This window comes from Dyella flava (assembly GCF_016904955.1).
Lineage (GTDB): Bacteria > Pseudomonadota > Gammaproteobacteria > Xanthomonadales > Rhodanobacteraceae > Dyella_B > Dyella_B flava.
Genome location: NZ_JADIKE010000024.1, coordinates 17,613 through 41,345 on the forward strand (window position 1 = coordinate 17,613; position 23,733 = coordinate 41,345).

Sequence of the window (23,733 nt, forward strand, 5' to 3'; positions counted from 1 at the left end):
TCAAGCATTGCTGCCTGGGTCATCGGCGTTGACGCGTTTCTGAAGTGCGCCGATGACCCCGCCACTTTATCGAAGTGCGGCTACAGGTGTCATGTAGGATTTCGTTGATACTTTGTGTGCGCGCAAAGGCGTCAGTTATCACTGACGAATATATCGACGACGCAAGCTGACACGGATTGCATCAACGCGAATTAATCGAAGCATTGCGAGCACACATTGAGATGAGTGTGCTAACGCGACATCAATGCACTGGCGAAGCATCCGCCGGCACCACCGCCATGACACGCGCGGGGAATCCTTCGCCGTTTTTCACCTTGGGCCACATGGCGATAAGCACCGCGCCGGTCGCGGGCACTTCATCGAGATGCGCCATGGCTTCGATCTGGTAATGACCGTGCTGTAGCAGCCAGGTCTCCGAATCCATGCGCGGCGTGATGTCGGTATCGAGCGCTTCGTGGCCGATCGCCACGACACCGCGTTGTTCGATCAAGAAGCGCACGGCCGCCAGCGACCAGGCGGGGAAGGGCGAGCGCTTGAATCGCGCCGGGTTGCTATCCCAATCCTTGGACATGTCGGTGCGCAGTGCGGCGAACGAGCCGGACGGGACGCGGCCATGCACTTTTTCCCAATCCAGAATGTCATTGACGCTCAACGCATGCGCGGGGTCTTGGTGCAGCAGGCCGGTGATATCGAAAACCACCAAGGGCAGGATCATCTGGTTCAACGGAATGGCGTCGATGGTGGCGCCGTTGGCAGCAAAGTGCGCGGGCGGATCGACATGCGTTCCGTATTGGCCCACCATCGAGAAGTAGTTTGCCCGGAACCCGTCCTTGTCGATGGTGTAGGGCTGACCGGTCTTCGGATCTTTCGCGGGCGTGATGATCGCCTGGCCGAAGCCGCTCCACACCGGCGTGGTCGCACTGAACGAATGCGTCAGATCAACCAGCTTGCCGGCATGGACGATGGCGAGAAGTTCGGCGGTCTGGCTGGCATGGCCATCGCTTGCCGTTGCTTGGGCAAGGGCGCCGATGCTGATCAGAGAAAAGGCCACGGCGACAATCATTCGTCGGATCACGTCAGGAACTCCTTGGCGAGGTTGCGGTGATGCGTTGACTTCACTTTGAACACGTGCCGCCAGCCTCGGTCACGCACGCATATCGCCCTTCAAGAGAAAGCGTTCATGCCATGCGAGTGCTTCGTTAAGGAGGTGTGGCGTGTGCTTCCCCCGGCTATCGCGGCACGCACGCAAAAAGTAATCCTCAAGCAAGGGGCGATATTCGGGATGGGCGCAGTTGTCGATAATCACCCTTGCTCTCTGCTTGGGCGACAGGCCGCGAAGATCCGCAAGGCCCTGCTCCGTAACGACAATGGCCACGTCGTGCTCGGTGTGGTCGACATGGCTGGCCATCGGAACGATGCAGGAAATCGCCCCGTTCTTGGCGGTGCTCGGGGTGACAAAGCACGAGAGAAAACTGTTGCGGGCGAAGTCGCCGGAGCCGCCAATGCCGTTGATGATGGACGTACCTGCGACATGGGTTGAGTTGACGTTGCCGTAGATGTCGGCCTCGACCATGCCGTTGATGGCGAGACAGCCCAGTCGTCGAATCAGTTCGGCGTGATTGGACATCTCCTGCGGCCGCAGCACGATGCGGCTTCGGTAATGGTCGATGTTTTGTGCAAATTCCTTGACGCCCTCGGGGCTTAGAGAAAGCGCGGTGGCGGAAACCATCTGGATGGTGTCGGTTCGGATCAGATCCAGCATGCCGTCTTGAATGACTTCGGTGAAACCGGTCAATCCTTCGAAGCCTCCGCTGCGCAGTCCGCTCAACACGGCGTTGGCGATGTTTCCAACCCCCGACTGCAGCGGCAACAGGTTCGGGCCAAGTCGCCCTTGGCGAATTTCATGGCGAAAGAATTCCACCAGATGCTCGGCGATCCTGCGGGATGCCTCATCCACCGGTGCAAAATGACCTAAACGATCAGGCGCCTGGGTTTCGACAACGGCCACGACCTTCGAAGGGTCAACCCGCAAATAGGGCTCGCCGATGCGGTCACCGGGACGCACCAGAGGAATCGGTTTGCGATTCGGCGGAAGCGCCGTGCCGTAATAAATGTCGTGCATGCCATCCAGCCCGATGGGCTGCGCCGCATTCACTTCAATGATGACCTGGTCGGCCAGGTCGAGCCATGTCTTGTTGTTGCCGACGGAGGTGGATGGAACAAGCCGTCCGTCTTCCAGAATGGCGGAGACCTCGATCACGGCCATATCCAGCTTGCCCAGAAATCCAAACCAGGCGTACTGCGCCACCTGGCCGAGATGGATATCCATGTACTCGATCTCGCCTCGATTGATGCGGGCGCGCAGCTCGGGATCCGACTGATAGGGCAATCGAAAGTCGATACCGCCGGCCTTGGCCAATGCGCCATCGAGTTCGGGTGCGGTCGAGGCGCCGGTCAATACTTTGAGCTTGAAGTACTCGCCCCGCAGGTGAGCGGCTTCAATCATGGCGGCCAACGCCAGAGGAACTTGCTTTGGATAGCCGGCGCCGGTGAAACCGCTCATGCCAACCGTCATGCCCGGCACGATTTTTGCGGCCGCGTCGTCCGCCGGCATGATCTTGGAACGGAGATTCGGATTGCCAATACGGTCAACCATCGTCATTCCTGAAATCGCCGGTCAATGGCGCGACTGTACTCGTGTAGACGCCAAAGTTTGTGTGCCGTCCCGCTGTTTACGCTGTGCTGCGGCTCGGGTCGGCAGCAGACACGAGACACGGCATGCCGGACTCAGGGCTGCCTTGCGTTGTCCGCAATAATGAGTTCGACTGCCGCAGCAGCCTGGGAAATCGTCTCCTTGCGGTCGATGACGTATTCCAGGAAGCCAAGATCGGGCAAGTCGCCGGTCAGACGGATAAGCCCCTCCGGAATGACGTCCCCTCGAAAGGCGCTGATACCCAATCCTGCGCTGACGGCTGCCTGGATAACCGCAATGCTGCTGCTTACCACTGCGAATCGGTAGGATCGGCCGGCAGCCCTTAGCGTCTCCAGGATGCGGGTGCGCGTGACGCTTGGCTCAGGATGTACGGCGAGCGGAAGAATGGATTCGCTGCCCGTCAGCGGGGACGTCGGACTGCCGCACCAGTAGAGCGGTTCACGACTGACGACATAACCGCGCTGACTACCCACCAGGCGTTTCGCAAACACCAGATCGTGCTTGTTTTCGTCGAGCTCACGGAATAGATCGCCGCTCAAACCGGTGTTTATCACCAGCTCCACGTCCCGATTGCGCTGGGCGAAGCTGGCGAGACTCGGCGCCAATCGGCTGAGCGCGAAATCCTCGGGAAGCCCCAGCCGCACCGTGCCGTTCAGAGGCGGCCCGGATACGGTGGTCATGGCCTCATCCATCAGCTTCAGAATCTGCACGGCATAGCGATGCAGCGCCTCGCCATGACGGGACAAACGTACGTTGCGCGTGTCGCGTTCGAACAAGGCCACACCCACCAAATCTTCGAGTCGGCGAATGTGCTGGCTGACCGTGGATTGCGAGAGGCATATGCGCTCGGACGCGACAGTGAAGTTCGCCGTTTCGGCCACGATGACGAAACTGCGAAGAAGTTCGGTGGGCAGGGGTCGCATTGCAAATACCTCTAAATCGCCGCTAATAACTTCATAAATCGATGGAGAACATGGGGTTAGGATGTTTCTACCGAGCGCTGAGCATAGCGCATCGTCCGACCCCAATCCCCGAGGATCTACCCCGTGAAGAGTAAAATCAGTAAGCGCATCCTGTTATCCGTCGCCCTGTTCGCAGGAACCGTTGCGGCGCCGGCCGCAGTGATGGCCGAAACACCCATCCATAACATCGTGCTGGTGCACGGTGCATGGGTTAACGGCAGTGGCTGGAAGCCGGTTTATGACATCCTCGTCAAAGACGGCTACCACGTTTCCATTGCCGAACATCCCCTGACATCGTTTGGTGCCGACGTGACCGCCGTAAAGCGAATCGTCGACATGCAGGATGGCCCGACCATTCTCGTTGGCCACAGTTATGGCGGCGCGATCATTACGGACGTCGGCAACGATCCGAAGGTGGTCGGACTGGTCTATATCGCCGCGCATGCGCTGGATCAGGGTGAAACCGAAGTGGGCAACACCAAGCTCTACCCGAACGCAACCAGCAAAACCCACGACGTCAAGAAGACCGCAGATGGCTTTCTCTATCTCGAGCCGTCCCGTTACCCGGCTGACTTCGCAGCGGATCTACCGCTGAAGCAGGCTGAGTTCGAAGCGAATGCACAAGAGCTGACGGCGGCATCGGTATTCGACACGCCGGCCGGTCACCCGGCCTGGAAAGACAAGCCCAGCTGGTATGCCGTGGCGATGGATGATCGCATCATCAATCCGGATCTGGAGCGGATGTACGCCAAGCGTGCGCACAGCACCACGATTGAAGTGCCCGGTGCGAGCCACTCCGTGTACGAATCGCATCCGAAAGAAGTCGCCGCGCTGATCGAAGAAGCCGCCACCCACGCCCCGCACTAAATAACGGTGTTGGCGGTTGGTGGAGCTGCGAAACGTACGGCGCTATTCAACTGCAGATCGAAAACGCGCTCGCTTCCAGACGGAAGCGAGCTGACTCGAAAAAGCGGAGAATTTCCGATGACCACCTGGGACAACGCGCAGCGTCTGCGCGAATCGAGAAAACGGGCCGGAGCACCGTACGCGCAAGGCAAGCGTGTTGCGAAGAAGGATGCTACCGCCTTGCTTGAAGCCGTCATTCGGCCCGGCGATCGCGTCTGCCTGGAAGGCGACAATCAGAAGCAGGCCGATCTTCTGGCGACAGCGCTGGCGGCGGTAAATAGAGAGAAAATCCACGACCTGCACATGGTGCAATCGGGGGTGGTGCTTCCCGAGCATCTTGATCTCTTCGAGCTGGGCATCGCCAGGCGTCTGGATTACGCATACTCGGGCCCGCAGTCCCAGCGCATCGCCAAACTGCTGTTCGGCGGCAAGATCGAGCTTGGTGCGGTACACACGTATCTGGAACTGTTCGCGCGCTATTACGTGGATCTCACGCCGCAGGTGGCGCTGATCGTCGCGGTCAGCGCCGACCGCGAAGGCAATCTCTACACGGGACCGAACACCGAGGACACGCCCGCCATCGTCGAAGCCACCGCCTTCAAGGACGGGATCGTCATTGCGCAAGTGAATGAGATTGTCGACAAAGTTCCGCGTGTCGACATCCCCGGTGACTGGGTGGACTTTGTTATCGAGAGCGACAAACCGTTTTATGTGGAGCCGCTGTTTACGCGTGATCCCGGCGCCATCACCGAAACACAGATCCTCACCGCCATGCTGGCCATCAAGGGCATTTACGCGCCGTATGGCGTGCAGCGCCTCAATCACGGCATCGGTTTCAACACCGCCGCGATCGAGCTGTTGCTGCCGACCTATGGCGAGCGGCTGGGGCTGAAAGGAAAAGTAGCCAGCCATTGGGCGCTTAATCCCCATCCCACCTTGATCCCAGCGATCGAATCGGGCTGGGTGAAGCAGGTCCACAGTTTTGGTTCGGAAGTCGGCATGGACGACTACATACGTGCTCGTCCGGACGTCTTCTTCACCGGCCCCGACGGGTCGTTGCGTTCCAACCGTGCGTTCTCGCAGGTCGCCGGCCTGTATGCCTGCGACATGTTCATCGGTTCCACGCTGCAGATCGATTTGCAGGGCAACTCCTCAACCGTCACGGCCGATCGCGTGGCCGGCTTTGGCGGGGCGCCGAACATGGGCAGCGATGCGCGCGGTCGGCGCCATCCCAGCCAGCCCTGGCTGCAGGCGGGCAAGGAAGCCGATCCCGATAGCCCCGCCGCTTTGCGCCGAGGACGCAAGCTCGTCGTGCAAATCGGTGAAACGTTTGGCGACAAGAACGTTCCGCTGTTCGTGGAAAACCTGGATGCGCTCAAACTTGCGACCAAGCTCAAGCTCGATCTCGCACCGGTGATGGTCTATGGCGACGACGTGACCCACATCGTGACCGAGGAGGGCATCGCCAATCTGCTGCTCTGCCGGAACAACGATGAGCGGGAACACGCCATCCGCGGTGTTGCCGGTTATACCGATGTAGGGCGAGGGCGCGACAGGAAGCTGGTGCAGCAACTGAGGGAACGTGGCGTGATTCGACGCCCGGAAGATCTCGGTATCGATCCGCTGGATGCCGATCGCCGCTTGCTGGCAGCACGTTCCATCAAGGATCTGGTCCGGTGGTCCGGCGATCTGTACGCACCGCCTTCCAAATTCCGCAATTGGTGAGGAGACACGATCATGGAAACATTGAATTATCGCCATAAGGCGCCGCAGCGCGCAAAGGGCTCAAAGCGCCAGGTCATCGTCGGCGTAGTCGCTTCCGGTAACTTGGAGGTGCTCGCAGAACGCGTGCTTCCCGATAGCGAGTGTGAGGTGGATATCCGCACGGCCGCTGAGGGCTTCGGTGAAATCTGGCAGGCAGTGGTTGCCGACTTCGTGGAACGTCGTTCCCCGGGCGGCCTGAAATTTTCCATCAATGACGGCGGAGCGCGGCCCGACACGGTTGCGCTGCGATTGGCGCAAGCCGTCAGCGCTATCGAAGGAGAACGCACATGATCGCCGTGGTATCGGAGACATCGAAAGATCATGACGATGCGTCCGTATCAACGTCCAGTTGGTACGAGGCATCGGCCAGGCAGCGCGTGGAGCATCTTCTCGACGCGAACAGCTTCAACGAATTCATCGGTCCCGAATGGCGTGAGACCAGCCCGCATCTACCGCTGTTCGACCTGCCGGAGCAGTTCGACGATGGAATGATCGTCGGTTACGGTCGGCTTGGTGGTAAGCCCGTTCTGGTTGCCGCGCAAGAGGGTCGTTTCATGGGCGGTGCGTTTGGCGAGATACACGGCGCCAAACTGACCGGACTGCTGCGCGCCGCGCGTGACATGGCTTCGGTGCCGGTACTTATCCTGTTCGATACCGGCGGCGTGCGCCTGCAGGAAGCCAACGCGGGTGAATTGGCGATCGCCGAGATCATGCGCGCGTTGATCGAGGCGCGCCTCGTGGGTGTGCCGGTGGTGGGGTTGGTGGGCGGCCGTGCTGGATGCTACGGCGGCGGCGGTTTGATTGCCGGCTGTTGCTCGGCCCTGGCGGTATCGGAGCAGGGGCGCATCAGCGTCTCGGGCCCGGAAGTGATCGAAACCAATCGCGGTGTGGAGGAGTTCGATTCCAAGGATCGTGCGCTGGTATGGCGCACCATGGGCGGCAAACATCGGCGCCTGATCGGCGGTGCGGAAGTGTTCGCCGACGACACGATGGCAAGTTTTCGTGACGCGGCCCGCTACCTCATCGAGCATGCGCCAAGCATGAGTCTGAGCACGCTGGAGTCAGAGCAAAGCCGCCTCGCCCAGCGTATCGAACGCTTTGGTCATTGTTCGGATGCCGTCGATATCTGGCGGTCACTCGGGGCGGCCGAACCGGAAAACCTTCCCGCATTGCACTACCGAGAGTTTGCCGCTCTCGCCAATGATCTTCAGGAGCCCCGTCATGACGCTCGATAACATTCTTGCATCCCTGTTTCCCCATGGCCATGACGTAGTACTTGAGCGTGGCTTGATCTCCGGACGCGGCCCGCTTCCGGATGGCGGGTCCGTGGCGGTGATCGGCGTGGATGGTCGAACCCCGGTTGGCGTCGAAGAAGCGGCGCTCCTTGCCGGCCACGTGCTGGACGTCATCAAGCCGGGCGGCAACGAACCGATCCTGGTCTTGATCGACAGCGACAGTCAGCGCATGAGCAAGCGCGACGAGTTGCTTGGTCTCAACGAGTTCCTGGCGCATCTGGCGAAGTGCCTGATCCTGGCGGACAAGCTTGGTCACCGCACGATCGGATTACTTTACGGTCACACCGCCGCGGGCGCATTCATCGCAACAGCACTGGCAACACAAATCCTGGTCGCGCTCCCTGGTGCTGAGCCAGCGGTGATGGATCTGCCATCCATGTCACGCGTGACCAAGCTATCCATCGACGTGTTGCAGGAAAAGGCCAAGTCCACGCCGGTCTTTGCGCCGGGTCTGGATAACCTGGCGCAGACCGGTGCGGTAGCGATCACGCTGGACACCGCTGGTTCGCTCGCCGATCAATTGCAGAGCGTGCTGTCCGCGCCGGCCGAGCGCGAAGACTCGCGTGACAAACTTGGCAAGGAACGCAACGGTCGTCCGAAAGCTGCCGACATCGCCGAGCGTGTCTATGAACTTGCCCGCGCCTCGGTCTGACCAGCCGCTGCAACGGCATCAGCTGGTCCGCGTTCTTCCCGCGGCGTGGGATGCCTTGCTCGCGTCGCGGGATGATTTGGCCAATGAGCCTTTGCTGCATGACTGGGCGCGTCGCGGTTGGCCGCTCATTGTGCGACGCCCCTCACCGGGCGACGGTGAGGGCTTGCCGCTGGGCCTGCCGCTGCCGCCCTCGGCCGGCAAGCGGCGCATTTCGATACAGATGCGCGCCGAAGACATCATTGCATCGGAACGCTTGCCCACCTTGGCCGATTGTTTCCATACAGCGCCACCCGCGTGGCACCCCAGCCTGCGGCAATTGATGGCGCTTGCAAAGAAAGACGGCGTGCAGGCTCGTGTGTTCGGCAGTCTTGCATGGCAGCGATTGACCGGCCTGGTGTACCTGAGCCCGCGCTCTGACCTCGACATCATTTGGACCCTTCCAGGTCTCGATGTGATCCACATGTTTCTCGCGGATCTCGCTGAGATTGAATCGCACGCTCCAATGCGGCTCGACGGCGAATTGGTACGTGCGGACGGCGCGGGCGTGAACTGGCGTGAATTGCATGCCGCGGCCGCGGAGTTGGTACTCAAGACGGCCAATGACGTGATTCTTTGTACGCGTGAGTCTTTCATCGGAACTTCGTCATGAATACGCAAGCCTTCGCAGTGCCGAATGTTTCGATCGACAACAATCCACGTGTTCGTTCGTTTCAGGAGCGCATTGCGGCATTGGCCGAACGCTGCCTGCGATTGGAAATCGAAACGTGGCCCAAGCCTGGTCTGGTGAGTCATGTCGATACAGGAAGCCACACCGACATGGATGCCGATATGTTCCGGCGAAGCGCATCCGTCCTTCGACCCTATTTTGCAGAAATGGTCGATGCGGGCATGCATGACGAGTCCATGTCGGTATTGCGCAAGATCGGTTTGCGTGCCGAACGCGCCATGCTCCATGCAACTGGCGGCGTGAATACGCATCGCGGCGCGATTTTCGGGATCGGATTGCTTTGCGCTGCTGCCGGGTTTCGCGAAGCCGGTCATGCCGATTCGCAAACACCGTTAGGCGTCCACGTCAGCCGTCGATGGGGCAGGGAGATCGTTGCCGGGCCACGACTTCCCGATAGCCACGGCGAAATGGCTGGATCACGCTATGGTGCAGGTGGCGCCCGACAGGAAGCTGCTCAAGGATTTCACTGTGTCTATCAGATCGGTCTTCCGGCGCTGCGCGCTGTGGCGCGCCTGGCACCGGGCAATGCGGAAGCCGCGCGTGTTCAAGCGTGTTTTGCACTGATCGCCGTCCTCGAAGACACCAACCTTTTGCATCGCGGCGGTCTGGACGGTCTGCGCTTTGCGCAGCAAGCCGCGCGGGAGTTTCTCAATCATGGCGGTGTCGGACACGAAGAATGGCTTTGTCGCGCCGAAGCCATCCATAACGCGTTTGTCGAACGTCGACTCAGTCCAGGTGGTGCTGCAGATCTACTTGCCATGAGCCTCTTTGTGAACGAGCTGGACGTAGGAGTACTGCCGTGATCAACATCGCCCTGATGGCACGCGTGTCTCATCGCCAACCTGGTTCGGACGTTGCTGGCTTTCGCGATGGCCTTGTGTTGGGTGTACCTGCCGCCATCACGGGAATGATTGTTCTAATGACCGTGTCCATGTTGACGCTCGCAACGGCTGGTGCGTAGCCCTGGGGTGAGGAGAGCACGTTATGGCACTCGCTATTCTTTGCTCAGGACAAGGCGGCCAGCACGCTGGCATGTTCGATCTGACGGGCAACGCCCCTCAGGTTGCCGCGCTCTTTGCGCATGCTGCAACGCTGCTCGGTGAGGATCCACGTATTCTGGTAAAGCGTGCGGAGCGTGACGTCCTTCATGCTAATCGGACGGCGCAGTTGCTCTGCACGCTACAGGCACTGTCCGCCATCGCAGTACTCAACGATGTTTTTCCAAGGCCACGTTGCGTAGCTGGTTATAGCGTGGGCGAAGTGGCGGCATGGGGCGTGGCCGGTTTGATCGGCACCACCGAAACACTCGATCTTGTCGCCGCGCGTGCCGGCGTGATGGATGCGGCGAGTCACGGCGACGAAGGCATGCTCTTCATTCGAGGATTGGGTGAGGCAGGCATCGAACAATTGTGCGTAGGCCGAGAAGCAGCCATCGCCATCTGCAATCCGGCCGATGCCTGGGTATTGGGTGGCCGACGCACAGCGCTGGAAGCTATGGCCGAAGAGGCACGTCGCCTCGGTGCCGCGCGGGTCGTATCCATTCCCGTAAACGTGCCTTCGCATACCTACTTGCTTGCAGACGCATCTGTCGCCTTTAGTCATATTTTGGCCGGCATCCACCTTCAACCTTCGCCAACGACGGGTACTCGACTATTCAGCGGGATCGATGGCGATTCCGTATTGGATGCCAAGAACGATGTGAACAAGCTGGCCTTGCAGATATCCCAACCCATCCAATGGGCAAGGTGCCTGGACGGCTGCGTCGAGGCCGGTGCCGTCGCCTTTCTGGAACTCGGTCCTGGTCGCGCACTCGCCGACATGGCTGCCGGTGCGTATCCCCATATCCCTACACGTAGCGTCGACGACTTTCGTTCCGTGCAGGGGATAGTGGATTGGCTCTCGCGAGTGACATGAGTGCGGGTGCAAGCATCGGGCGCTTTGACGTCGATGTCGCCTGCTCACGTATATCCGGCCTCCGGTTATCCCGGGCCTCGGGTGCTTGGGCCTTGATGAGCTGGTCGCGTGCGTCGCGCCGCTAAGCGGGAGCGTACGTCAACCTGATCACGTCCTCGACGATTAAATCACTAGCCACAAGGCGCAGCCGCGGCCGAGGCCCCGCGAAGAATGGCTTGCCGTGACCCACCACGACCGGGTGGACGTAGAGTCGATATTCATCGATCAGGCCAGGCTCGCCCAGGCTTCGCGCCAGATCTGTTCCGGCGACTTCGATCTCCCCGGCGAGCTCGGCCTTCAGCCCCCGTATCACCGCCTCGGCGTCATCGGCGACAAGGGTGGCGTTGGGGCCGACCGACTTCAGCGAGCGCGATACGACCCACTTCCGTTGGCTCCGCCACACCGCCGCGTACTCGCGTCGATCCGCATCCCAGTCGGCATGCTCTTCGTCCCAATAACGCATGACCTCATACATGCCGCGCCCGTACACCATGCCGGTCAGGCCGCGCACTCGCTCGATGAAGTGACGAAAGAGCACGGGGTTAACCGGCCCGAATGCCTGGTGGTCGATGTAGCCATCCAGGGAGACGTTCAATTCGTAGACGAGCTTGGCCATGGAAGATCTCCAGTCCAAAGCCTTGAGGGTAGCTTGGAGCGCCGATGCGTAGAAGTGAGGTTGGCGTCATGGTTTGCTTAAGGCATGCAGGGCATGGCGTTCTGGATGTCGTGTGCGGGTTACACCGTCCTTGTGCCCGGTCGATGCTGAGTTGCTGAAGTCGACGAGGGGAGACGTACCAGGGGTTTAGTTGTAAGTGGGGGCGAGCCTGGATGCAGGCTTGCTCCTGTATTGCGCTTGGCGTTCAATCAGTGGATGTCCCGGTCACACCGTAACAGTTTTTCGTGTGACTGCCGCCGCAACTTGGGCTGCGGCGGGCAAGTCCGCTGCTACGGGCAGATTGGCGGGACTGCTGGACGGCACAACCCACAACCGGCGGTATCACGCCGAAAGTGCTGGAAAAGGGGCAGGATTGTAGATGCAAAAAAACTGGCCGAAATATGACTGGGGAAGGCTGTGGCATTCCTACTTCAAAGTAATTCCAGCGATTTTACTCGCGGGCGCAATTATTCAGGGAGTTGCATATGTGATTAAAACGTACTTGGGCTGGCGTGTCCCTTCTTTTGTATATCTCGTATTGACGGTGATTGCTTTACTAATCGTAAGAAGCAAGTTGAGATATATGCCTTCGGCGAAGACGAGCGAGGGCGTCGCAAAAGAAGGCGATGACTAATTACGCAGGCGGTCACGTTGATGTGCTTGGCGTCAAAATAGTGGATGTCTCGGTTACGTGTGGTGGCAAGATAATAGTTCCAGGTTTATAAGGCTTCCAAGTGCCGTCCTGTGTTTGGCCGGTCACTGCCCGCCTGGGCTGGAAATTCAGCCTGGCTTTTTTGATAATTGCTGATCGGATCGAATGCTATTTCGGTAAATAGGGGAAACGAGCCGCGATTTAAGATGGCGTTGCTGGTCCGGTAAATATTCTGGGACGAAGACAGGGGATTTATGGATTATTCGAATCGCGAGAGAGCAGCTCAGTCGGGTCGCATTAGCCGGTCTAACGATTGGAAGTTACTGCTGTGCCTGGTACTGATCGCGGTGGCGACGGTCTTGCTGATCCCCATCTGGTCCGGTCGGCAAAACGCCAACCAGGCCAGGCGGTCAACTGCGGACTACGATGTTTTTATGGCCGCAGTCCATAAGGCGGATGGCATCGCCGATCCGCTCCAGCGCTGCCTGAGCTACCCGAATCCCCCGGGTAGCGATTGGAGCGAAGAAACCACCGCAGCCTATTGCCAGCTCCTCAATCGTAGAAGTTTGCAGCTATCCGATATCGACGCGATGTTGCAACAGGGTAAAGCAGACGAAGTGGAGCACTTTTTTCAGGGCTATCTGGATACGCAACTGCATGACCCCAAACAGCCTGGGGTGTTCGACGAGGCGCTGATTAGCGCCGGTTTTGATCATGCCAGCCCGGACACGCGAAAGATCATCGACAGATGGAAACAGCTGGTACCCAGCAGTCCTTTTGCGCTGGCGGCTAGCGGTATGCAATATCTCGATGCAGCTTCTGAGGCACGGGGCACCGGCTGGGACAGCGATCTCAATGACACCCAGGTTACGGACATGCGCCAGCTATTGGCGTTGGCACGCCAGGATCTGGATCGCGCCGCAGCACTGCAACCTGCGATGACCGTGGTTTATAGCGACATGATCTGGGCCGGAGCTCTGGACGGGGATGATGGTTATATGATCCAGGCTGCCGAACGCGGTCTGATGGTCGATCCCGCAAATTTCCGGATCCGCACGCAGATGATGAACCAGGCACAGCCCAAATGGGGCAATGCTTTCGGTGGCGAAGATGAGCAGGTTAGAGAAATTGAACCTCTGATCCCGCGCAACCCACTGCTGCGGATGATCGTTAACGCGCCGCCGGTCTATCGATTGACCTCGGCCGACATGGTTCGTCCGTTCGATGTTGTCCGGCAACTGAAACTTGCCGCTGCCAAGAACGTGACTCATTTTAGGCTTACCGATCTCGCCGACGAGGCTTACAACCAGGGCGAATTCCGCTTGGCGACCGAGCTTTATTCCGAAGTGCTGCGCTTCGACGCAACCAATATGGACGCACTGGTTTGGCGCGACTACACCATGCGTAAAGTCGGTGACATTGATGGCTCTATCCAGAGCATTGTCCAGGCATCGCAACGTTTTCCCGGCAACAATGCGATCGGTGCACAGCTGGGCAAGGTCTATATGTATACCGGCCACGTTAAAGAGGCTGAAAGTGCATTTCTGACAGTGCTCAAACGCGATCCGTACGACTTGGATGCCCTGGGTGGCCTTGGCGACCTGTACAACCACGCGGGACATCAGCCCAATAAGGCTGAAGCGATAGCCGATATCCTAATAAGCCGCTATCCGGAAAGGCCGGCTGGTTACATCATTCGTTCCTGCAATCAAATGGACCACAACCTCCCGGGTGTCTACGACACCATTCACTACTTCATTGACCATTTCGGCGACGATCCACAGTGGAAGACGCAAACGGATGAAATGCGCGCGTATCTGCTGAAGCACCCGGAAAAGATCGGCGTGTGAGTCAAAAAGGTAATCAAGGGTTTGCGGTGATTGGGCCCAGATGTGTTTTTCCTCTTGATCGGCCGCTTTCGTGCAGGACAAGCTGTATCTTTTGATCCGAACGGGATCGCTGCATGTTTATCAGGTGCCCAGCCACTCGTGACCATGCATCAACTTCGATGTCACGTCGTGGTGCGGTCGAGCGTCAAGCTCGGGGCACGCGTGGTGAGTGCGTTAACTTTGGATGCGCTTAGTGGGGCCTCGGCATGACACAGACGTTCGAATCCTGGAGAGCGACTGGTCGGCAGTTTTCGCACCGCGGTCATCCTATCTTCTGGCAGTCTGATGGCGGCGGTGAGGGAGGCGTGCTGGTGTGCATCCACGGCTTCCCTACTGCCTCCTGGGACTGGCACGCGTTGTGGATGGAGCTGTGCCGGCATTTCTCGCGAGTGATCGCTCCAGACATGATCGGCTTCGGGTGGTCTGACAAGCCGCGTCACTACAACTATTCCATCTACGACCAGGCCGATTTGCACGAGAGCCTGCTTTACGCTGAGGGTGTCACGCACTATCACATTTTAGCCCACGACTATGGGGTCACCGTCGCCCAGGAATTATTGGCACGCTACGAGCAGCGTCGTGCCGCCGGTGACCGCTCGCTTGAGTTGCAGTCCGTCTGTTTGCTCAATGGCGGCCTATTTCCGGAAACCCATCGTGCGCGCCCGGTACAAAAGCTGCTGCTCACGCCGTTGGGGCCGCTGCTGGCGGCGATGATCAATGAGCGAAGCTTTGCCCGCAGCTTCGCGCCGTTGTTCGGCCGGGACAACCGCCTGGACGCAGCCGAGATGCACCAGTTCTGGCAACTGTGTTCGCACCAGCACGGACAGCGCATCGCCCACAAGTTGATCGGGTACATCGCCGAACGCCACGCGAACCGCGAACGCTGGGTGGGCGCCCTGCAAGCCACCCAGGTACCACTGCGCCTGATTAACGGTCCCGCAGATCCTGTATCAGGTGAGCACATGGTGAAGCGTTACCGCGAACTGGTGCCGCATGCCGATACCGTGCTGTTGCCGGGCATCGGCCATTACCCGCAGATTGAGGACCCCAACGGTACGCTCGATGGCTTGCTGGCGTTTCATCGTCGTATCGCGGCGGAACGACAGCCGGCGTGACATCCAGATGTGCATGCTTTAGTGGTCCGTGGTTTGTGTCCTTGATAAGCCACCGGCACAAATTATGCGTACGTATCCAGATCGATCCGTTTAGGCCTCGATGCCACCAATGAGACGGGAAGTGCGTAGCATGTGCTGATCTGCCTTGCGTTGATGCTCGCGGAGACCAGAGCCATGAGCCACGTCGTTTCTGTCAATGTCGGTCTTCCAGCAGACGTGGAGTGGCGGGGAAAAATCATTCGTACCGCTATCTGGAAGCGCCCGGTGACCGGGCGGGTGATGGCGCGGCGTATCAATATTGACGGCGATGCTCAAGGAGATCGTCACGGCCATGGTGGCCTGCATCGAGCCGCCATGGTCTATCAGGTCGCTTCCTACCGATATTGGGAGGAGATCCTGCACCGAAGTCTCCCCGAATACGGGATGTTCGGAGAGAATCTGACGGTCGATGGGCTTGCTGATGATCAGGTGTGCATCGGTGACAGGTACCGCATTGGCGGTGCGCTGTTCGAAGTATCGGCGCCGCGTGTCACATGCTATCGCCTGGGTTTGCGGATGAACGAGCCACGTATGCCCGCACTGCTCGTGTCGCATCGAAGGCCCGGATTTTATTTTCGCGTCATCGAGGAGGGAGAGATCGGCGCCGGCGATGAAATCATTCGTGTCGCGCAAGGACGTGAGGCGATAACCGTCGCCGAAACCGATGCGTTGCTCTACTTGCCAGATCATCCTGAGGACCTTGTCCGTCGTGTCGCGAACGAACCAGCGCTGAGCCCAGGATGGAAACGTGCCTTCGAAGCGCTGCTGGCGAACTCGGGGTCACCAGGCAACGCCGGGCTTGGGCCCGTGCTTCCACCGCTGGCATGGAAGGGATTCCGCGCGCTTAAAGTGATCAGTGTCGTCAATGAGAGCCATGACGTGAAGTCGCTGCTGCTGGTCGCCAATGAGCCACCTGCTCTCGCTCCGCCCGCCGCGGGATCGTTTGTGGTGCTGCGTCTTCCTGGTGCCAACGGCAGCGGCACGCTGACCCGGAATTACTCCATCTCCAACATCGGCGAAGGAGGCGTGTATCGCGTCAGCGTAAAGCTCAGTTCCGGTGACGGGAGTCGCTACATACATAACAGCGTTCACGCGGGCGATGTGCTTGAAGTCAGTGCGCCGCGCGGAACATTTACGCTGCGGAGTGACAATGCGCCGATCGTCTTCTTGAGTGCCGGCATCGGCGTCACGCCAGTGCTCGGCATGCTTCATCAGCTGGTGGCGGATGGCGTCACCGATCGTGATGTGTATTGGATTCATGGTGCGCGCAACGGCGCCGAGCATCCTTTTGCTGCGGAAGTACGCCATTTGCTTGAAGCGCTGCCCAAGGTCCATGTGCTTGTCGCCTACAGCCAGCCTCGCCCCGAAGATCGACCTGGGCGTGATTTTGATGCCACAGAACATATCAGCGCCGTGTCGATGCAACGGCTGGGTGTGCCGGCCAAGGCACACTTCTATCTATGCGGCCCGTCGAACTTCATGTCTGGTCTCATGGCTGGCCTGAAAGGCATGGGAGTCGTGAGCGCGAATATCCATACCGAGACTTTCGGGAGCGAGGCGTCGATGACGCCCGGCATCGTCGCAGGCCCGGGTAGGAGTCCCCATCCACCGGATGGGGTTCAAGGGGATGGGCCGATCATTTCCTTCAGTCGAAGCGGTTTGACCGTACCTTGGTCCGACACATTCCAAAGCTTGCTGGAGTTCGCCGAGGCCTGTGACATTCCAGTCCGATGGGCATGCCGTACCGGTGTATGCCATAACTGTGAGACCGCGCTTATCGGCGGCCGAATTCGCTACGACCCGGAGCCCATTGACGTGCCCGCCAATGGCAATGAACTCATATGCTGCGCACGCCCCGTCACCGATATCGAACTTGATCTCTAGCGCCGGATCGACGTCGCGCTGGTATTGAGGTAGCGCCACATTTTGCCGTTCTAATAAGATGGATCCCCGCTTTCGCCGTCATTCCCTGCGAAAGCGGGGATTCATCTTGCTCTTGCTGTTAAAGCAACATGGATTCCCGCGTTCGCGGGAATGACGGCGAGGAAGCGTGGGGACACATCAGAACCCGGACCGTTTTTTTCCTGGCCCACGTCGGCGATCTCCGCTTGAGTCAATCCATGCTCGACACGAAGGAAACAAAATTTTTATGGACACCTTGTCGAGTTCAGATTTCGCCATTCGTCGTCGTAGCGAATAGACCGGTTTTAGGGCACCGCGCAACGAGCTTGGCGACGGCGAAGCATCGGATGAAACCTGAGCCGCGGGCTCCTAGACTTCTGGCAAGCCGAACCATGAGCGAAGAGGGGTGCGCGCTATGTTGAGCTGGCAAGTGGGCCGGGTGAAGATCACTCGTATCGTTGAGATGGATTTGCCGGTACCGACCGAGTTCATGCCACAGGCCACGGCCGCGGAGCTGCGCAAGTTGCCGTGGCTCTATCCACACTTCGTCAGCGAGGACGACAGCATCCTGAAGCTCAGCGTTCACGCGCTGCTGGTCGACGCGCCGGGGCTGAAGCTGGTCGTCGATACCTGCGTCGGGAACGACCGGCCGCGCGAGATCACCGGCGGCCTGCCGTTGGCGACGCCGTTCCTGCAGCATCTTGGCGAGGTGGGCTGGTCGCGCGACGGCGTCGACGCCGTGGTATGCACGCACCTGCACGTCGACCACGTCGGCTGGAACACGATGCTCGAGAACGGCAAGTGGATACCGACCTTCCCGAAGGCGCGCTACCTCCTCGGCCGGCGCGAGTACGACTTCTGGAAAGCCTACGATGACGAAGAGCAGCAGGCGATGCTCAGCGATAGCGTCAAGCCGATCTTCGACGCTGGCCTCGTCCAGCTGGTGGAGCTGGACCATGTGATCTCGCCGGAGATCCGGCTCATACCATCCATCGGTCACACGCCGGGCCACGTCAGCGTGATGATCGAGTCCGAGGGTGGGCGGGCGGTGATCACCGGCGACATGGCCCACCACCCCTGTCAGATGGCGCACCCCGACTGGGTGCTCGGCGACAACGATCCGAACACCGCTGCGCTCACCCGCGCGCGCCTGTTCGCCGAATGGGCCGACCAGACCATCCTTGTGATCGGCACGCACTTCGCCGCGCCCACTGCTGGCCAGGTCGTTCGCGACGGTGCGGCGTTTAGATTTGTGGTGTAAGGGCGGTGGCCCCTTTCCGGCCCGGCCCTTTTCCGCGACGGATTGTTAGCCGGGTGCCGGGTCGATAGAGTTGCGAGAAATCAGTCGTTCATCGGCCGCGCTCAGAAAGACGGCGAGGATGCATAACCGGACGTCCTCGTCCGTCTATTAGGTAGTTAGCGTCCTATGACCATGGCTCGAATACCAACCTGGTTTTTCTTCACAATCTCATTGGCGCTCGGTTTCATCGCGGCACTTATGGTTGTAGTCGCGTTTAGCACCGCATCACTGCATTTTGCCCATTGCGGACCAAGCAGCCTTTCATCGCCAGAGCAGTATTGTCGTAGTGCTTCGCAACTTCTTATTGCTGGTTACTCCGTCTTTCTAGTTTCTGTTGTGCTTGCTGGTGTAGCCGTCTGGCTTTGGTTTAAGCGTCGCGGCAGGCTCTAACTATTCGTCCAAGCGGATGGGCGCGCTGCCTGCCGCTTAACTCAGGCGGCAGGTCCTATGCAGGAAATATCATCCTACAGATCAAATTGGGCAGACTATCGACGACGCCAGTGGCTGGCGGTGCTCATTCCTTTGGCTTTAGCCCCCATTGCTGCACTCGTCGGCGCAAGGGCTGCAAATCAAACGCTTTCGCTTATTCCTGCAATTGTATGGGTTGTTTGTAGTTATTTGGCAATGTCATGGTTTGTATGGTTCCGTTGTCCTCGCTGCAACCATCGGTTCCACGTCAACCAGCGCCTCAGCCTTACGCTGGGCAGGAAATGTCCACATTGTGGGTTGGGTCGCTATGAGGGGGCCTAACAACTCATCCAAACACACGCGCGTACCGCGCGCCGCTTAACTCAGCCGCTAGGCAGCAAAGGAAGTTTCGATATGACTACTCCATTTTCCGGCGGGTGCGCATGTGGGGCGATTCGTTACGTGTGCTCACGTACGCCCGTCGCGATGCTCAATTGCCACTGTCTGGATTGTCAGCGTTCCAGCGGTGCCCCATTCGCTTCGGGCTTCATCGTCGCGGACTCGGGCATAGAGATCACTGGTACGCCTAAAACGTACTCGGTTCGCGCGGGCAGTGGCGGTCTCGCGATTCGCAGCTTCTGCCCTCAATGCGGTTCGCCATTGTTCACGCGCGGCGATGTCAACCCGGGATTCATGTCCGTTCGCTTTCCTACGCTGGATGATGCTTCGGAGTTTCAGCCGATGCTGGACATTTGGACGGCCAGCGCGCAACCGTGGGTTTGCCTTAGTCAGGCAATTCCACAATATCCTCAGTTACCCTGATTCAGCCGCTTGCACCTGCTGCCTAACTATTCGTCAAAGCGGACGCGCGTACCGCATGCCACTTAACTCAGGCGTTAGCACTACTGACCTCACGCTGGAAAAAAGTAGCAGGTGTCTCAGTTGCCGTTTTGATCGGGCTGGCAATCTTGGGCTACATCACTGCCGATCTTGCGCGGTCATCTATCGAGCAAGAAGCAAGGCAACGAGCAATCGCATCCGGTGCAAAAGGGCTTGGTTTTGGTGGTCAAATTGTTCCTGCAAGTCAGTTCAAGGTTGGTTCCGCGGTCAGGTGGCCATTTGTAACTGTTGGCTACTATGCGGTGCCCTTCGATCTACATGCCACCGTCCATGAGGAGACATATCTCGTGTTGCCTTGGGGAAAATATGTATTGTCAAATCGAGCAGATCGCTTGCTCTAACGAAACTTAAGGGGATCAGAACACTTTTTCCTGGGCGTCCACGTGTCGACTCCCCGTAATTCAGTGCCAGACTAAATCAGAGGACTAACAGCCCGGCCCTGTGTCCTCACATATCCTTCACCTTGTCGCGTGCATGTTTTAGCCGCTTTCGCGTGGTTTAGAAGGGGGCGAGGATGGAATTCGTCGACTACGCACCGCAGGCATACATAGACAGACCGCCGCCGTTCTATACGGCGGTGCGCCATGCTTGCACTCTTAGTGAGGCCACAGATGCCGGGTTTGATCCAGGCGCATACGAATGGCTCGAAGTTCCTGAAGGCACTTGGGAAGGCCGTCTGGACTTCAAGACATGGTCCAACAAAAAGGGCCGAGGCTCGTTGCTGTGTTACTTCACGGAAACTCGCACGGGGAAACGATTCCGCCTGTCTGCGGCTAGGCCCTTGGTATGTGATGCACGTCGATATACGCCCAGGGATCGAGCCATCGATTTCTCGACCGCCAACCTTGATGGCCGTGTTTTTTGCTTGAGAGTGGGGCGTGACGGGAAGGGCAATGTTGTATGGATTGGGGCGATAACCGGAGGCTAGTGCTGATCGGAGCGACTGTTCCAATCGGAAGCCATGGCTAAAAACGGTACCGGGTTCTGAGGTGTCCCCACTTTTTTGCGGTTCAGACAAAGGGATACGTATCGCAAAAAAGATCAATCTTGCGTCGCCGTCATTCCCGCTTCCGCGGGAATGACGACCCGGAAAACGTGGGGATACTTCAGTACCGGGTTGACTAATGAACTGCAGGCGGACGAGTCGGGCCACTTATTTTCGGAGGCCTTGCGCGAAACTCAACCTGGTGCCGTTGTTTCGAGAACAGTGCGCAAAGCCCGGTTTTGAGCGTTAAAAAGCCTGACGGTGCCAAACTGGCTAGACTAAGGGCGGCGCGAAGCGCAGGCGCACTTTATTCCAGTGTTCGGTGGGCCTGCCTCTGATTTACGTGTCCAGGCCGCTGATCGCGCCGGGCTGACTGGGAGCTCAACTCAGATCCTGTATTGCTCTTCCGTGGGAGGTTGACATGCCTTACGCAAAGGAGCGGTTGTCTTTATTGTGGATCTTCGCGTTACTCAACTATCTGTATGCGGACGTTGTTGCCCTGTTCGCTATTGTTGGTTCGACAAATCCAGCGGACGGAGCTCCACATCTCACCCAATGGGCTCTGCTGGGTTCAGCGGTCTTGATGGAAATACCCATCGCGATGATTCTGGCGTGTCGGCTGCTTCCGTTTAGAGCGAACCGGTTGGTGAATATCATCGCGGGTAGCGTTATGACCGTTGTAAACGGTTTCCTGACCTTCGTTCCGCCTCTGGTCGGATGGGGCAGGCCGCCCGCTTTTCCTGAGTACTTATTCTTCGGGACGATCGAAACGGTAGCCACCTTGGTCATCATCTGGCAGGCGTGGACCTGGTCAGGGGTGAAGCCAGAAATTAGTTCGGAGCGGATCGTCCGCCAACCGGAAGCTGGGACCACTTCTTCGTAACCACCGAATTTCTCAAAAACCCTCTGCGTGAGCCGCTGCTGCGCTCGCAACAAGATTCGCTTAAATGAGGTCAACGTGATGAGAGAACGCCTGACACAGATCGTCTTGGTGATCGTGGGGCTGCTCAATCTGGCCCTGATTTATTTTCTATATTTGGATCTCTGGCATTCCCGCTGGCTTTTGGAGCAGAAGAACGAGATCGAGCCGATGTTTCTGAGCTTCTTTATTCCGGTTGGGGTCTTTCTGCTCATCGCCGCAAGGAGACCCTCTGAGCATCGCTCGATGATTGCTCTGGCAGCTTGGTGGAATATCTCCCACGGCACGGTGATGGCTATTGAAACCGTGGAAGCCTGGAATCACGGTGTCCACCGGAACTTTACTGATGTGATCGTAGCCCTTGTGATCGGAGTCGTCCTGCTAGCACTTCTGCCAGCAAAACGCGAGGCAGTCGCGCCAGGAGTGGCGTGAAGGGGTTGAGAAGACGTGCTCAAGTTCAGTAGCGACCATGACTACGGAAGAGATACTCCGTCGGGAAAAAACGGTACCGTTGTTTACATCACATCGTCGAACATCGATCACTGCCCTTTCTTGAACAGGTCCTGGAAGACCAGTGGCCCCCAGATCCCGTTCCGCGCCTGCACGAGCAGACCGCCTTCCGCGATCTTGCCGAGATTAACCGGCGCATAGCCGAGCCGCTCGACCAGGGCGGCGACCGTTGCGGTCGCGCTTTCATCGTCGCTCGACAGGAATACAACCCGTCGTCCGTCGTGGATAGCCGGGTCTTCCGCGAGGACGCGGGCAGGCAGATGGTTGAACGCTTTGACCAATTGAGCGCCGGGCAGGGCCTGGGCTATGACCGAAGAAGAAGGAACGCCGCCCAAATCGTCGAGAGTGTTGGTCACGTCGATCACGATCTTGCCCTTCCAGCTTGCCCGTGCCTTCGCGACATCTCGGTGCTGCCCGTACAGGACAGCCAGCATGACGATGTCGGCTTCGAGCGCGTCTTCCAAGGTCTTGGGAACGATCGTCGGGCCGATCGCGTTTGCCTGCGGCGCTAGCGCTTCAGGCTGACGCCTGCTTGCTACGGCCACTTCGATGCCCTTGCGGGCGAACATGCGGGCGAGCGCCTGGCCGACCGTGCCGAAACCTACAATTGCGTAGCTCATGTTGCCTTTCCGATCGGTGTTGAAGTGGGTTGCCCGGAATGGTCCAGGCGTGATGGGCGTCTTGCCGGAGTGCGAGGCACCCGCACGCTTTTCGGCGCGATGTCAGATGGCCGAGAAGCCGCCGTCGACAGACAGCTCCACCCCATTCACGAAGCTCGAATCGTCTGAAGCAAGAAACAGCGCGGCCCCCGCAATTTCCTCAGGACGCCCCATCTTTCCCCGCGGGATCAGGGATTCGAACATCTGCTTCGCCTCCTCGGTGAGAACCTGGTCCTGCATCGGTGTGGCGATCGGCCCCGGGCTCAGCACGTTCACCCGGATATTTCTGCCCTTCAGTTCGTTGAGCCATGTGCGTGCGAATGAGCGCAATGCCGCCTTGCTCGCCGCATACACGCCGTAGCCAGGAAAACCTTTCACCGAAGCAACCGACCCGGTCATGAAGATCGATCCGCCATCGTTGAACAGCGGCAACGCCTTCTGAACTGTAAACAGCGTGCCGCGCGTATTCAGGCCGAAGGTCGCATCGAAATGCTGCTCGGTAATCTCGCCCAGTGGGACGGCTTCGCCGATGCCGGCGCTCGCGTACAGGACGTCGATCCTGCCCTTTTCCCGCTTGACTGTATCGAACAGGCGGTCGAGGTCGTCGAGATTGGTCGCGTCGCCGCGCACGCCGGTCACGTTCCGGCCAATCAGCTTGACGGCCTCATCGAGTGCCTCCTGCCTCCGGCCCGTGATGAAAACGTAGGCGCCTTCTTCCACGAACCGCTTGGCGCTTGCCAGGGCCATGCCGCTCGAGCCGCCCGTGATGACTGCAACCTTACCTTCAAGCTTTCCCATGACTTTTCACCTTTCGTCGCGTCGGACAGC

The 23,733-nt window shown here is 58.9% G+C and carries 24 protein-coding genes; 18 read left to right on the forward strand and 6 right to left on the reverse strand.

The genetic code is table 11. The features are described 5' to 3' along the window. Nucleotides 1-241: 241 nt before the first annotated feature. The 3 genes from ISP19_RS01805 to ISP19_RS01815 form a co-directional block, all read right to left on the reverse strand. On the reverse strand, nucleotides 242-1,075 hold the full coding sequence (locus tag ISP19_RS01805; RefSeq protein WP_204679044.1) for a cyclase family protein: 834 nt from the start codon (nucleotides 1,073-1,075) through the stop codon (nucleotides 242-244). A 69-nt stretch (nucleotides 1,076-1,144) separates the two neighbouring features. Beyond that, nucleotides 1,145-2,656 (reverse strand): succinyl-CoA:acetate CoA-transferase ScpC, encoded by a 1,512-nt coding sequence (gene scpC, locus ISP19_RS01810; protein WP_204679046.1) that lies wholly within the window; start codon nucleotides 2,654-2,656, stop codon nucleotides 1,145-1,147. 131 nt (nucleotides 2,657-2,787) lie between these two features. Further along, nucleotides 2,788-3,636 (reverse strand): LysR family transcriptional regulator, encoded by an 849-nt coding sequence (locus tag ISP19_RS01815; protein WP_204679048.1) that lies wholly within the window; start codon nucleotides 3,634-3,636, stop codon nucleotides 2,788-2,790. A gap of 123 nt (nucleotides 3,637-3,759) precedes the next feature. On the opposite strand from ISP19_RS01815, the gene ISP19_RS01820 reads away from it, so the two are divergent. The 9 genes from ISP19_RS01820 (at nucleotide 3,760) to mdcH (ending at nucleotide 10,933) form a co-directional block, all read left to right on the forward strand. Next, complete coding sequence (locus tag ISP19_RS01820) at nucleotides 3,760-4,542, forward strand: alpha/beta hydrolase (protein WP_204679050.1); 783 nt, start codon at nucleotides 3,760-3,762, stop codon at nucleotides 4,540-4,542. A gap of 117 nt (nucleotides 4,543-4,659) precedes the next feature. Then, the gene (gene mdcA, locus ISP19_RS01825; protein WP_204679052.1) at nucleotides 4,660-6,306 is read left to right on the forward strand and encodes a malonate decarboxylase subunit alpha; all 1,647 of its coding nucleotides are present in this window, start codon (nucleotides 4,660-4,662) and stop codon (nucleotides 6,304-6,306) included. Nucleotides 6,307-6,318: 12 nt separating this feature from the next. Then, complete coding sequence (mdcC, locus tag ISP19_RS01830) at nucleotides 6,319-6,636, forward strand: malonate decarboxylase acyl carrier protein (RefSeq protein ID WP_204679054.1); 318 nt, start codon at nucleotides 6,319-6,321, stop codon at nucleotides 6,634-6,636. Continuing rightward, entirely contained in the window at nucleotides 6,633-7,580 is a 948-nt protein-coding gene (locus ISP19_RS01835; RefSeq protein WP_204679063.1) for a biotin-independent malonate decarboxylase subunit beta, read from the forward strand. Before mdcC ends, ISP19_RS01835 begins: the two co-directional genes overlap by 4 nt. Further along, nucleotides 7,567-8,292: a biotin-independent malonate decarboxylase subunit gamma gene (mdcE, locus tag ISP19_RS01840; protein WP_204679065.1), complete on the forward strand. Its 726-nt coding sequence runs from the start codon at nucleotides 7,567-7,569 to the stop codon at nucleotides 8,290-8,292. Before ISP19_RS01835 ends, mdcE begins: the two co-directional genes overlap by 14 nt. Beyond that, a complete protein-coding gene (gene mdcG, locus ISP19_RS01845; protein WP_204679066.1) occupies nucleotides 8,267-8,941 on the forward strand; it encodes a malonate decarboxylase holo-[acyl-carrier-protein] synthase in 675 nt (224 codons plus the stop codon). The genes mdcE and mdcG overlap by 26 nt, the downstream gene beginning before the upstream one ends. Then, the gene (gene mdcB / locus ISP19_RS01850) at nucleotides 8,938-9,822 is read left to right on the forward strand and encodes a triphosphoribosyl-dephospho-CoA synthase MdcB (protein WP_204679068.1); all 885 of its coding nucleotides are present in this window, start codon (nucleotides 8,938-8,940) and stop codon (nucleotides 9,820-9,822) included. Before mdcG ends, mdcB begins: the two co-directional genes overlap by 4 nt. After that, nucleotides 9,819-9,980, forward strand: a complete 162-nt coding sequence (locus tag ISP19_RS01855; RefSeq protein WP_204679070.1) for a hypothetical protein — start codon at nucleotides 9,819-9,821, stop codon at nucleotides 9,978-9,980. The genes mdcB and ISP19_RS01855 overlap by 4 nt, the downstream gene beginning before the upstream one ends. Nucleotides 9,981-10,003: 23 nt before the next feature. After that, the gene (mdcH, locus tag ISP19_RS01860) at nucleotides 10,004-10,933 is read left to right on the forward strand and encodes a malonate decarboxylase subunit epsilon (protein WP_204679072.1); all 930 of its coding nucleotides are present in this window, start codon (nucleotides 10,004-10,006) and stop codon (nucleotides 10,931-10,933) included. Between the two features lie 121 nt (nucleotides 10,934-11,054). Here mdcH and ISP19_RS01865 read toward each other — a convergent pair whose 3' ends face one another. Further along, nucleotides 11,055-11,588 carry a dihydrofolate reductase family protein gene (locus ISP19_RS01865; RefSeq protein WP_204679074.1) on the reverse strand — a complete coding sequence of 178 codons (534 nt, stop codon included), beginning with the start codon at nucleotides 11,586-11,588 and terminating at the stop codon, nucleotides 11,055-11,057. 418 nt (nucleotides 11,589-12,006) lie between these two features. Here ISP19_RS01865 and ISP19_RS01870 point away from each other — a divergent pair, with 418 nt between their 5' ends. The 9 genes from ISP19_RS01870 to ISP19_RS01910 all read left to right on the forward strand — a co-directional run bounded on the left by ISP19_RS01870 (nucleotide 12,007) and on the right by ISP19_RS01910 (nucleotide 22,168). Then, nucleotides 12,007-12,261 (forward strand): hypothetical protein, encoded by a 255-nt coding sequence (locus ISP19_RS01870; RefSeq protein WP_204679076.1) that lies wholly within the window; start codon nucleotides 12,007-12,009, stop codon nucleotides 12,259-12,261. Nucleotides 12,262-12,533: 272 nt separating this feature from the next. After that, complete coding sequence (locus tag ISP19_RS01875; RefSeq protein ID WP_204679078.1) at nucleotides 12,534-14,129, forward strand: tetratricopeptide repeat protein; 1,596 nt, start codon at nucleotides 12,534-12,536, stop codon at nucleotides 14,127-14,129. A 245-nt stretch (nucleotides 14,130-14,374) separates the two neighbouring features. Further along, complete coding sequence (locus tag ISP19_RS01880) at nucleotides 14,375-15,283, forward strand: alpha/beta fold hydrolase (RefSeq protein ID WP_204679081.1); 909 nt, start codon at nucleotides 14,375-14,377, stop codon at nucleotides 15,281-15,283. A 174-nt stretch (nucleotides 15,284-15,457) separates the two neighbouring features. Continuing rightward, nucleotides 15,458-17,206 carry an MOSC and FAD-binding oxidoreductase domain-containing protein gene (locus tag ISP19_RS01885; RefSeq protein WP_204679083.1) on the forward strand — a complete coding sequence of 583 codons (1,749 nt, stop codon included), beginning with the start codon at nucleotides 15,458-15,460 and terminating at the stop codon, nucleotides 17,204-17,206. A 433-nt stretch (nucleotides 17,207-17,639) separates the two neighbouring features. Then, a complete protein-coding gene (locus ISP19_RS01890) occupies nucleotides 17,640-18,485 on the forward strand; it encodes an MBL fold metallo-hydrolase (protein WP_204679084.1) in 846 nt (281 codons plus the stop codon). A gap of 861 nt (nucleotides 18,486-19,346) precedes the next feature. Continuing rightward, nucleotides 19,347-19,754 carry a GFA family protein gene (locus ISP19_RS01895; RefSeq protein WP_204679086.1) on the forward strand — a complete coding sequence of 136 codons (408 nt, stop codon included), beginning with the start codon at nucleotides 19,347-19,349 and terminating at the stop codon, nucleotides 19,752-19,754. A gap of 146 nt (nucleotides 19,755-19,900) precedes the next feature. Then, entirely contained in the window at nucleotides 19,901-20,173 is a 273-nt protein-coding gene (locus tag ISP19_RS01900) for a hypothetical protein (protein WP_204679088.1), read from the forward strand. 1,065 nt (nucleotides 20,174-21,238) lie between these two features. Then, nucleotides 21,239-21,700, forward strand: a complete 462-nt coding sequence (locus ISP19_RS01905; RefSeq protein WP_204679090.1) for a DUF6326 family protein — start codon at nucleotides 21,239-21,241, stop codon at nucleotides 21,698-21,700. A gap of 78 nt (nucleotides 21,701-21,778) precedes the next feature. Beyond that, complete coding sequence (locus tag ISP19_RS01910) at nucleotides 21,779-22,168, forward strand: DUF6632 domain-containing protein (RefSeq protein ID WP_204679092.1); 390 nt, start codon at nucleotides 21,779-21,781, stop codon at nucleotides 22,166-22,168. Between the two features lie 107 nt (nucleotides 22,169-22,275). On the opposite strand, the gene ISP19_RS01915 is transcribed toward ISP19_RS01910, so the two are convergent. Both ISP19_RS01915 and ISP19_RS01920 read right to left on the reverse strand, forming a co-directional pair. Further along, nucleotides 22,276-22,866: an NADPH-dependent F420 reductase gene (locus tag ISP19_RS01915; protein WP_204679094.1), complete on the reverse strand. Its 591-nt coding sequence runs from the start codon at nucleotides 22,864-22,866 to the stop codon at nucleotides 22,276-22,278. A 102-nt stretch (nucleotides 22,867-22,968) separates the two neighbouring features. Then, on the reverse strand, nucleotides 22,969-23,703 hold the full coding sequence (locus ISP19_RS01920) for an SDR family NAD(P)-dependent oxidoreductase (RefSeq protein WP_204679096.1): 735 nt from the start codon (nucleotides 23,701-23,703) through the stop codon (nucleotides 22,969-22,971). Nucleotides 23,704-23,733: the final 30 nt, after the last annotated feature.

Excerpts from the sequence above, each read along its gene's own strand:
- mdcH (WP_204679072.1), top strand. The coding sequence starts at position 10,004 with ATGGCACTCGCTATTCTTTGCTCAGGACAAGGCGGCCAGCACGCTGGC.
- ISP19_RS01880 (WP_204679081.1), top strand. The coding sequence starts at position 14,375 with ATGACACAGACGTTCGAATCCTGGAGAGCGACTGGTCGGCAGTTTTCG.
- ISP19_RS01915 (WP_204679094.1), bottom strand. The coding sequence starts at position 22,866 with ATGAGCTACGCAATTGTAGGTTTCGGCACGGTCGGCCAGGCGCTCGCC.
- scpC (WP_204679046.1), bottom strand. The coding sequence starts at position 2,656 with ATGGTTGACCGTATTGGCAATCCGAATCTCCGTTCCAAGATCATGCCG.
- ISP19_RS01910 (WP_204679092.1), top strand. The coding sequence starts at position 21,779 with ATGAGAGAACGCCTGACACAGATCGTCTTGGTGATCGTGGGGCTGCTC.
- ISP19_RS01885 (WP_204679083.1), top strand. The coding sequence starts at position 15,458 with ATGAGCCACGTCGTTTCTGTCAATGTCGGTCTTCCAGCAGACGTGGAG.
- mdcE (WP_204679065.1), top strand. The coding sequence starts at position 7,567 with ATGACGCTCGATAACATTCTTGCATCCCTGTTTCCCCATGGCCATGAC.
- ISP19_RS01835 (WP_204679063.1), top strand. The coding sequence starts at position 6,633 with ATGATCGCCGTGGTATCGGAGACATCGAAAGATCATGACGATGCGTCC.
- mdcB (WP_204679068.1), top strand. The coding sequence starts at position 8,938 with ATGAATACGCAAGCCTTCGCAGTGCCGAATGTTTCGATCGACAACAAT.
- mdcC (WP_204679054.1), top strand. The coding sequence starts at position 6,319 with ATGGAAACATTGAATTATCGCCATAAGGCGCCGCAGCGCGCAAAGGGC.
- ISP19_RS01890 (WP_204679084.1), top strand. The coding sequence starts at position 17,640 with ATGTTGAGCTGGCAAGTGGGCCGGGTGAAGATCACTCGTATCGTTGAG.
- ISP19_RS01870 (WP_204679076.1), top strand. The coding sequence starts at position 12,007 with ATGCAAAAAAACTGGCCGAAATATGACTGGGGAAGGCTGTGGCATTCC.
- ISP19_RS01895 (WP_204679086.1), top strand. The coding sequence starts at position 19,347 with ATGACTACTCCATTTTCCGGCGGGTGCGCATGTGGGGCGATTCGTTAC.
- ISP19_RS01865 (WP_204679074.1), bottom strand. The coding sequence starts at position 11,588 with ATGGCCAAGCTCGTCTACGAATTGAACGTCTCCCTGGATGGCTACATC.
- mdcG (WP_204679066.1), top strand. The coding sequence starts at position 8,267 with ATGAACTTGCCCGCGCCTCGGTCTGACCAGCCGCTGCAACGGCATCAG.
- ISP19_RS01815 (WP_204679048.1), bottom strand. The coding sequence starts at position 3,636 with ATGCGACCCCTGCCCACCGAACTTCTTCGCAGTTTCGTCATCGTGGCC.
- mdcA (WP_204679052.1), top strand. The coding sequence starts at position 4,660 with ATGACCACCTGGGACAACGCGCAGCGTCTGCGCGAATCGAGAAAACGG.
- ISP19_RS01920 (WP_204679096.1), bottom strand. The coding sequence starts at position 23,703 with ATGGGAAAGCTTGAAGGTAAGGTTGCAGTCATCACGGGCGGCTCGAGC.
- ISP19_RS01875 (WP_204679078.1), top strand. The coding sequence starts at position 12,534 with ATGGATTATTCGAATCGCGAGAGAGCAGCTCAGTCGGGTCGCATTAGC.
- ISP19_RS01905 (WP_204679090.1), top strand. The coding sequence starts at position 21,239 with ATGCCTTACGCAAAGGAGCGGTTGTCTTTATTGTGGATCTTCGCGTTA.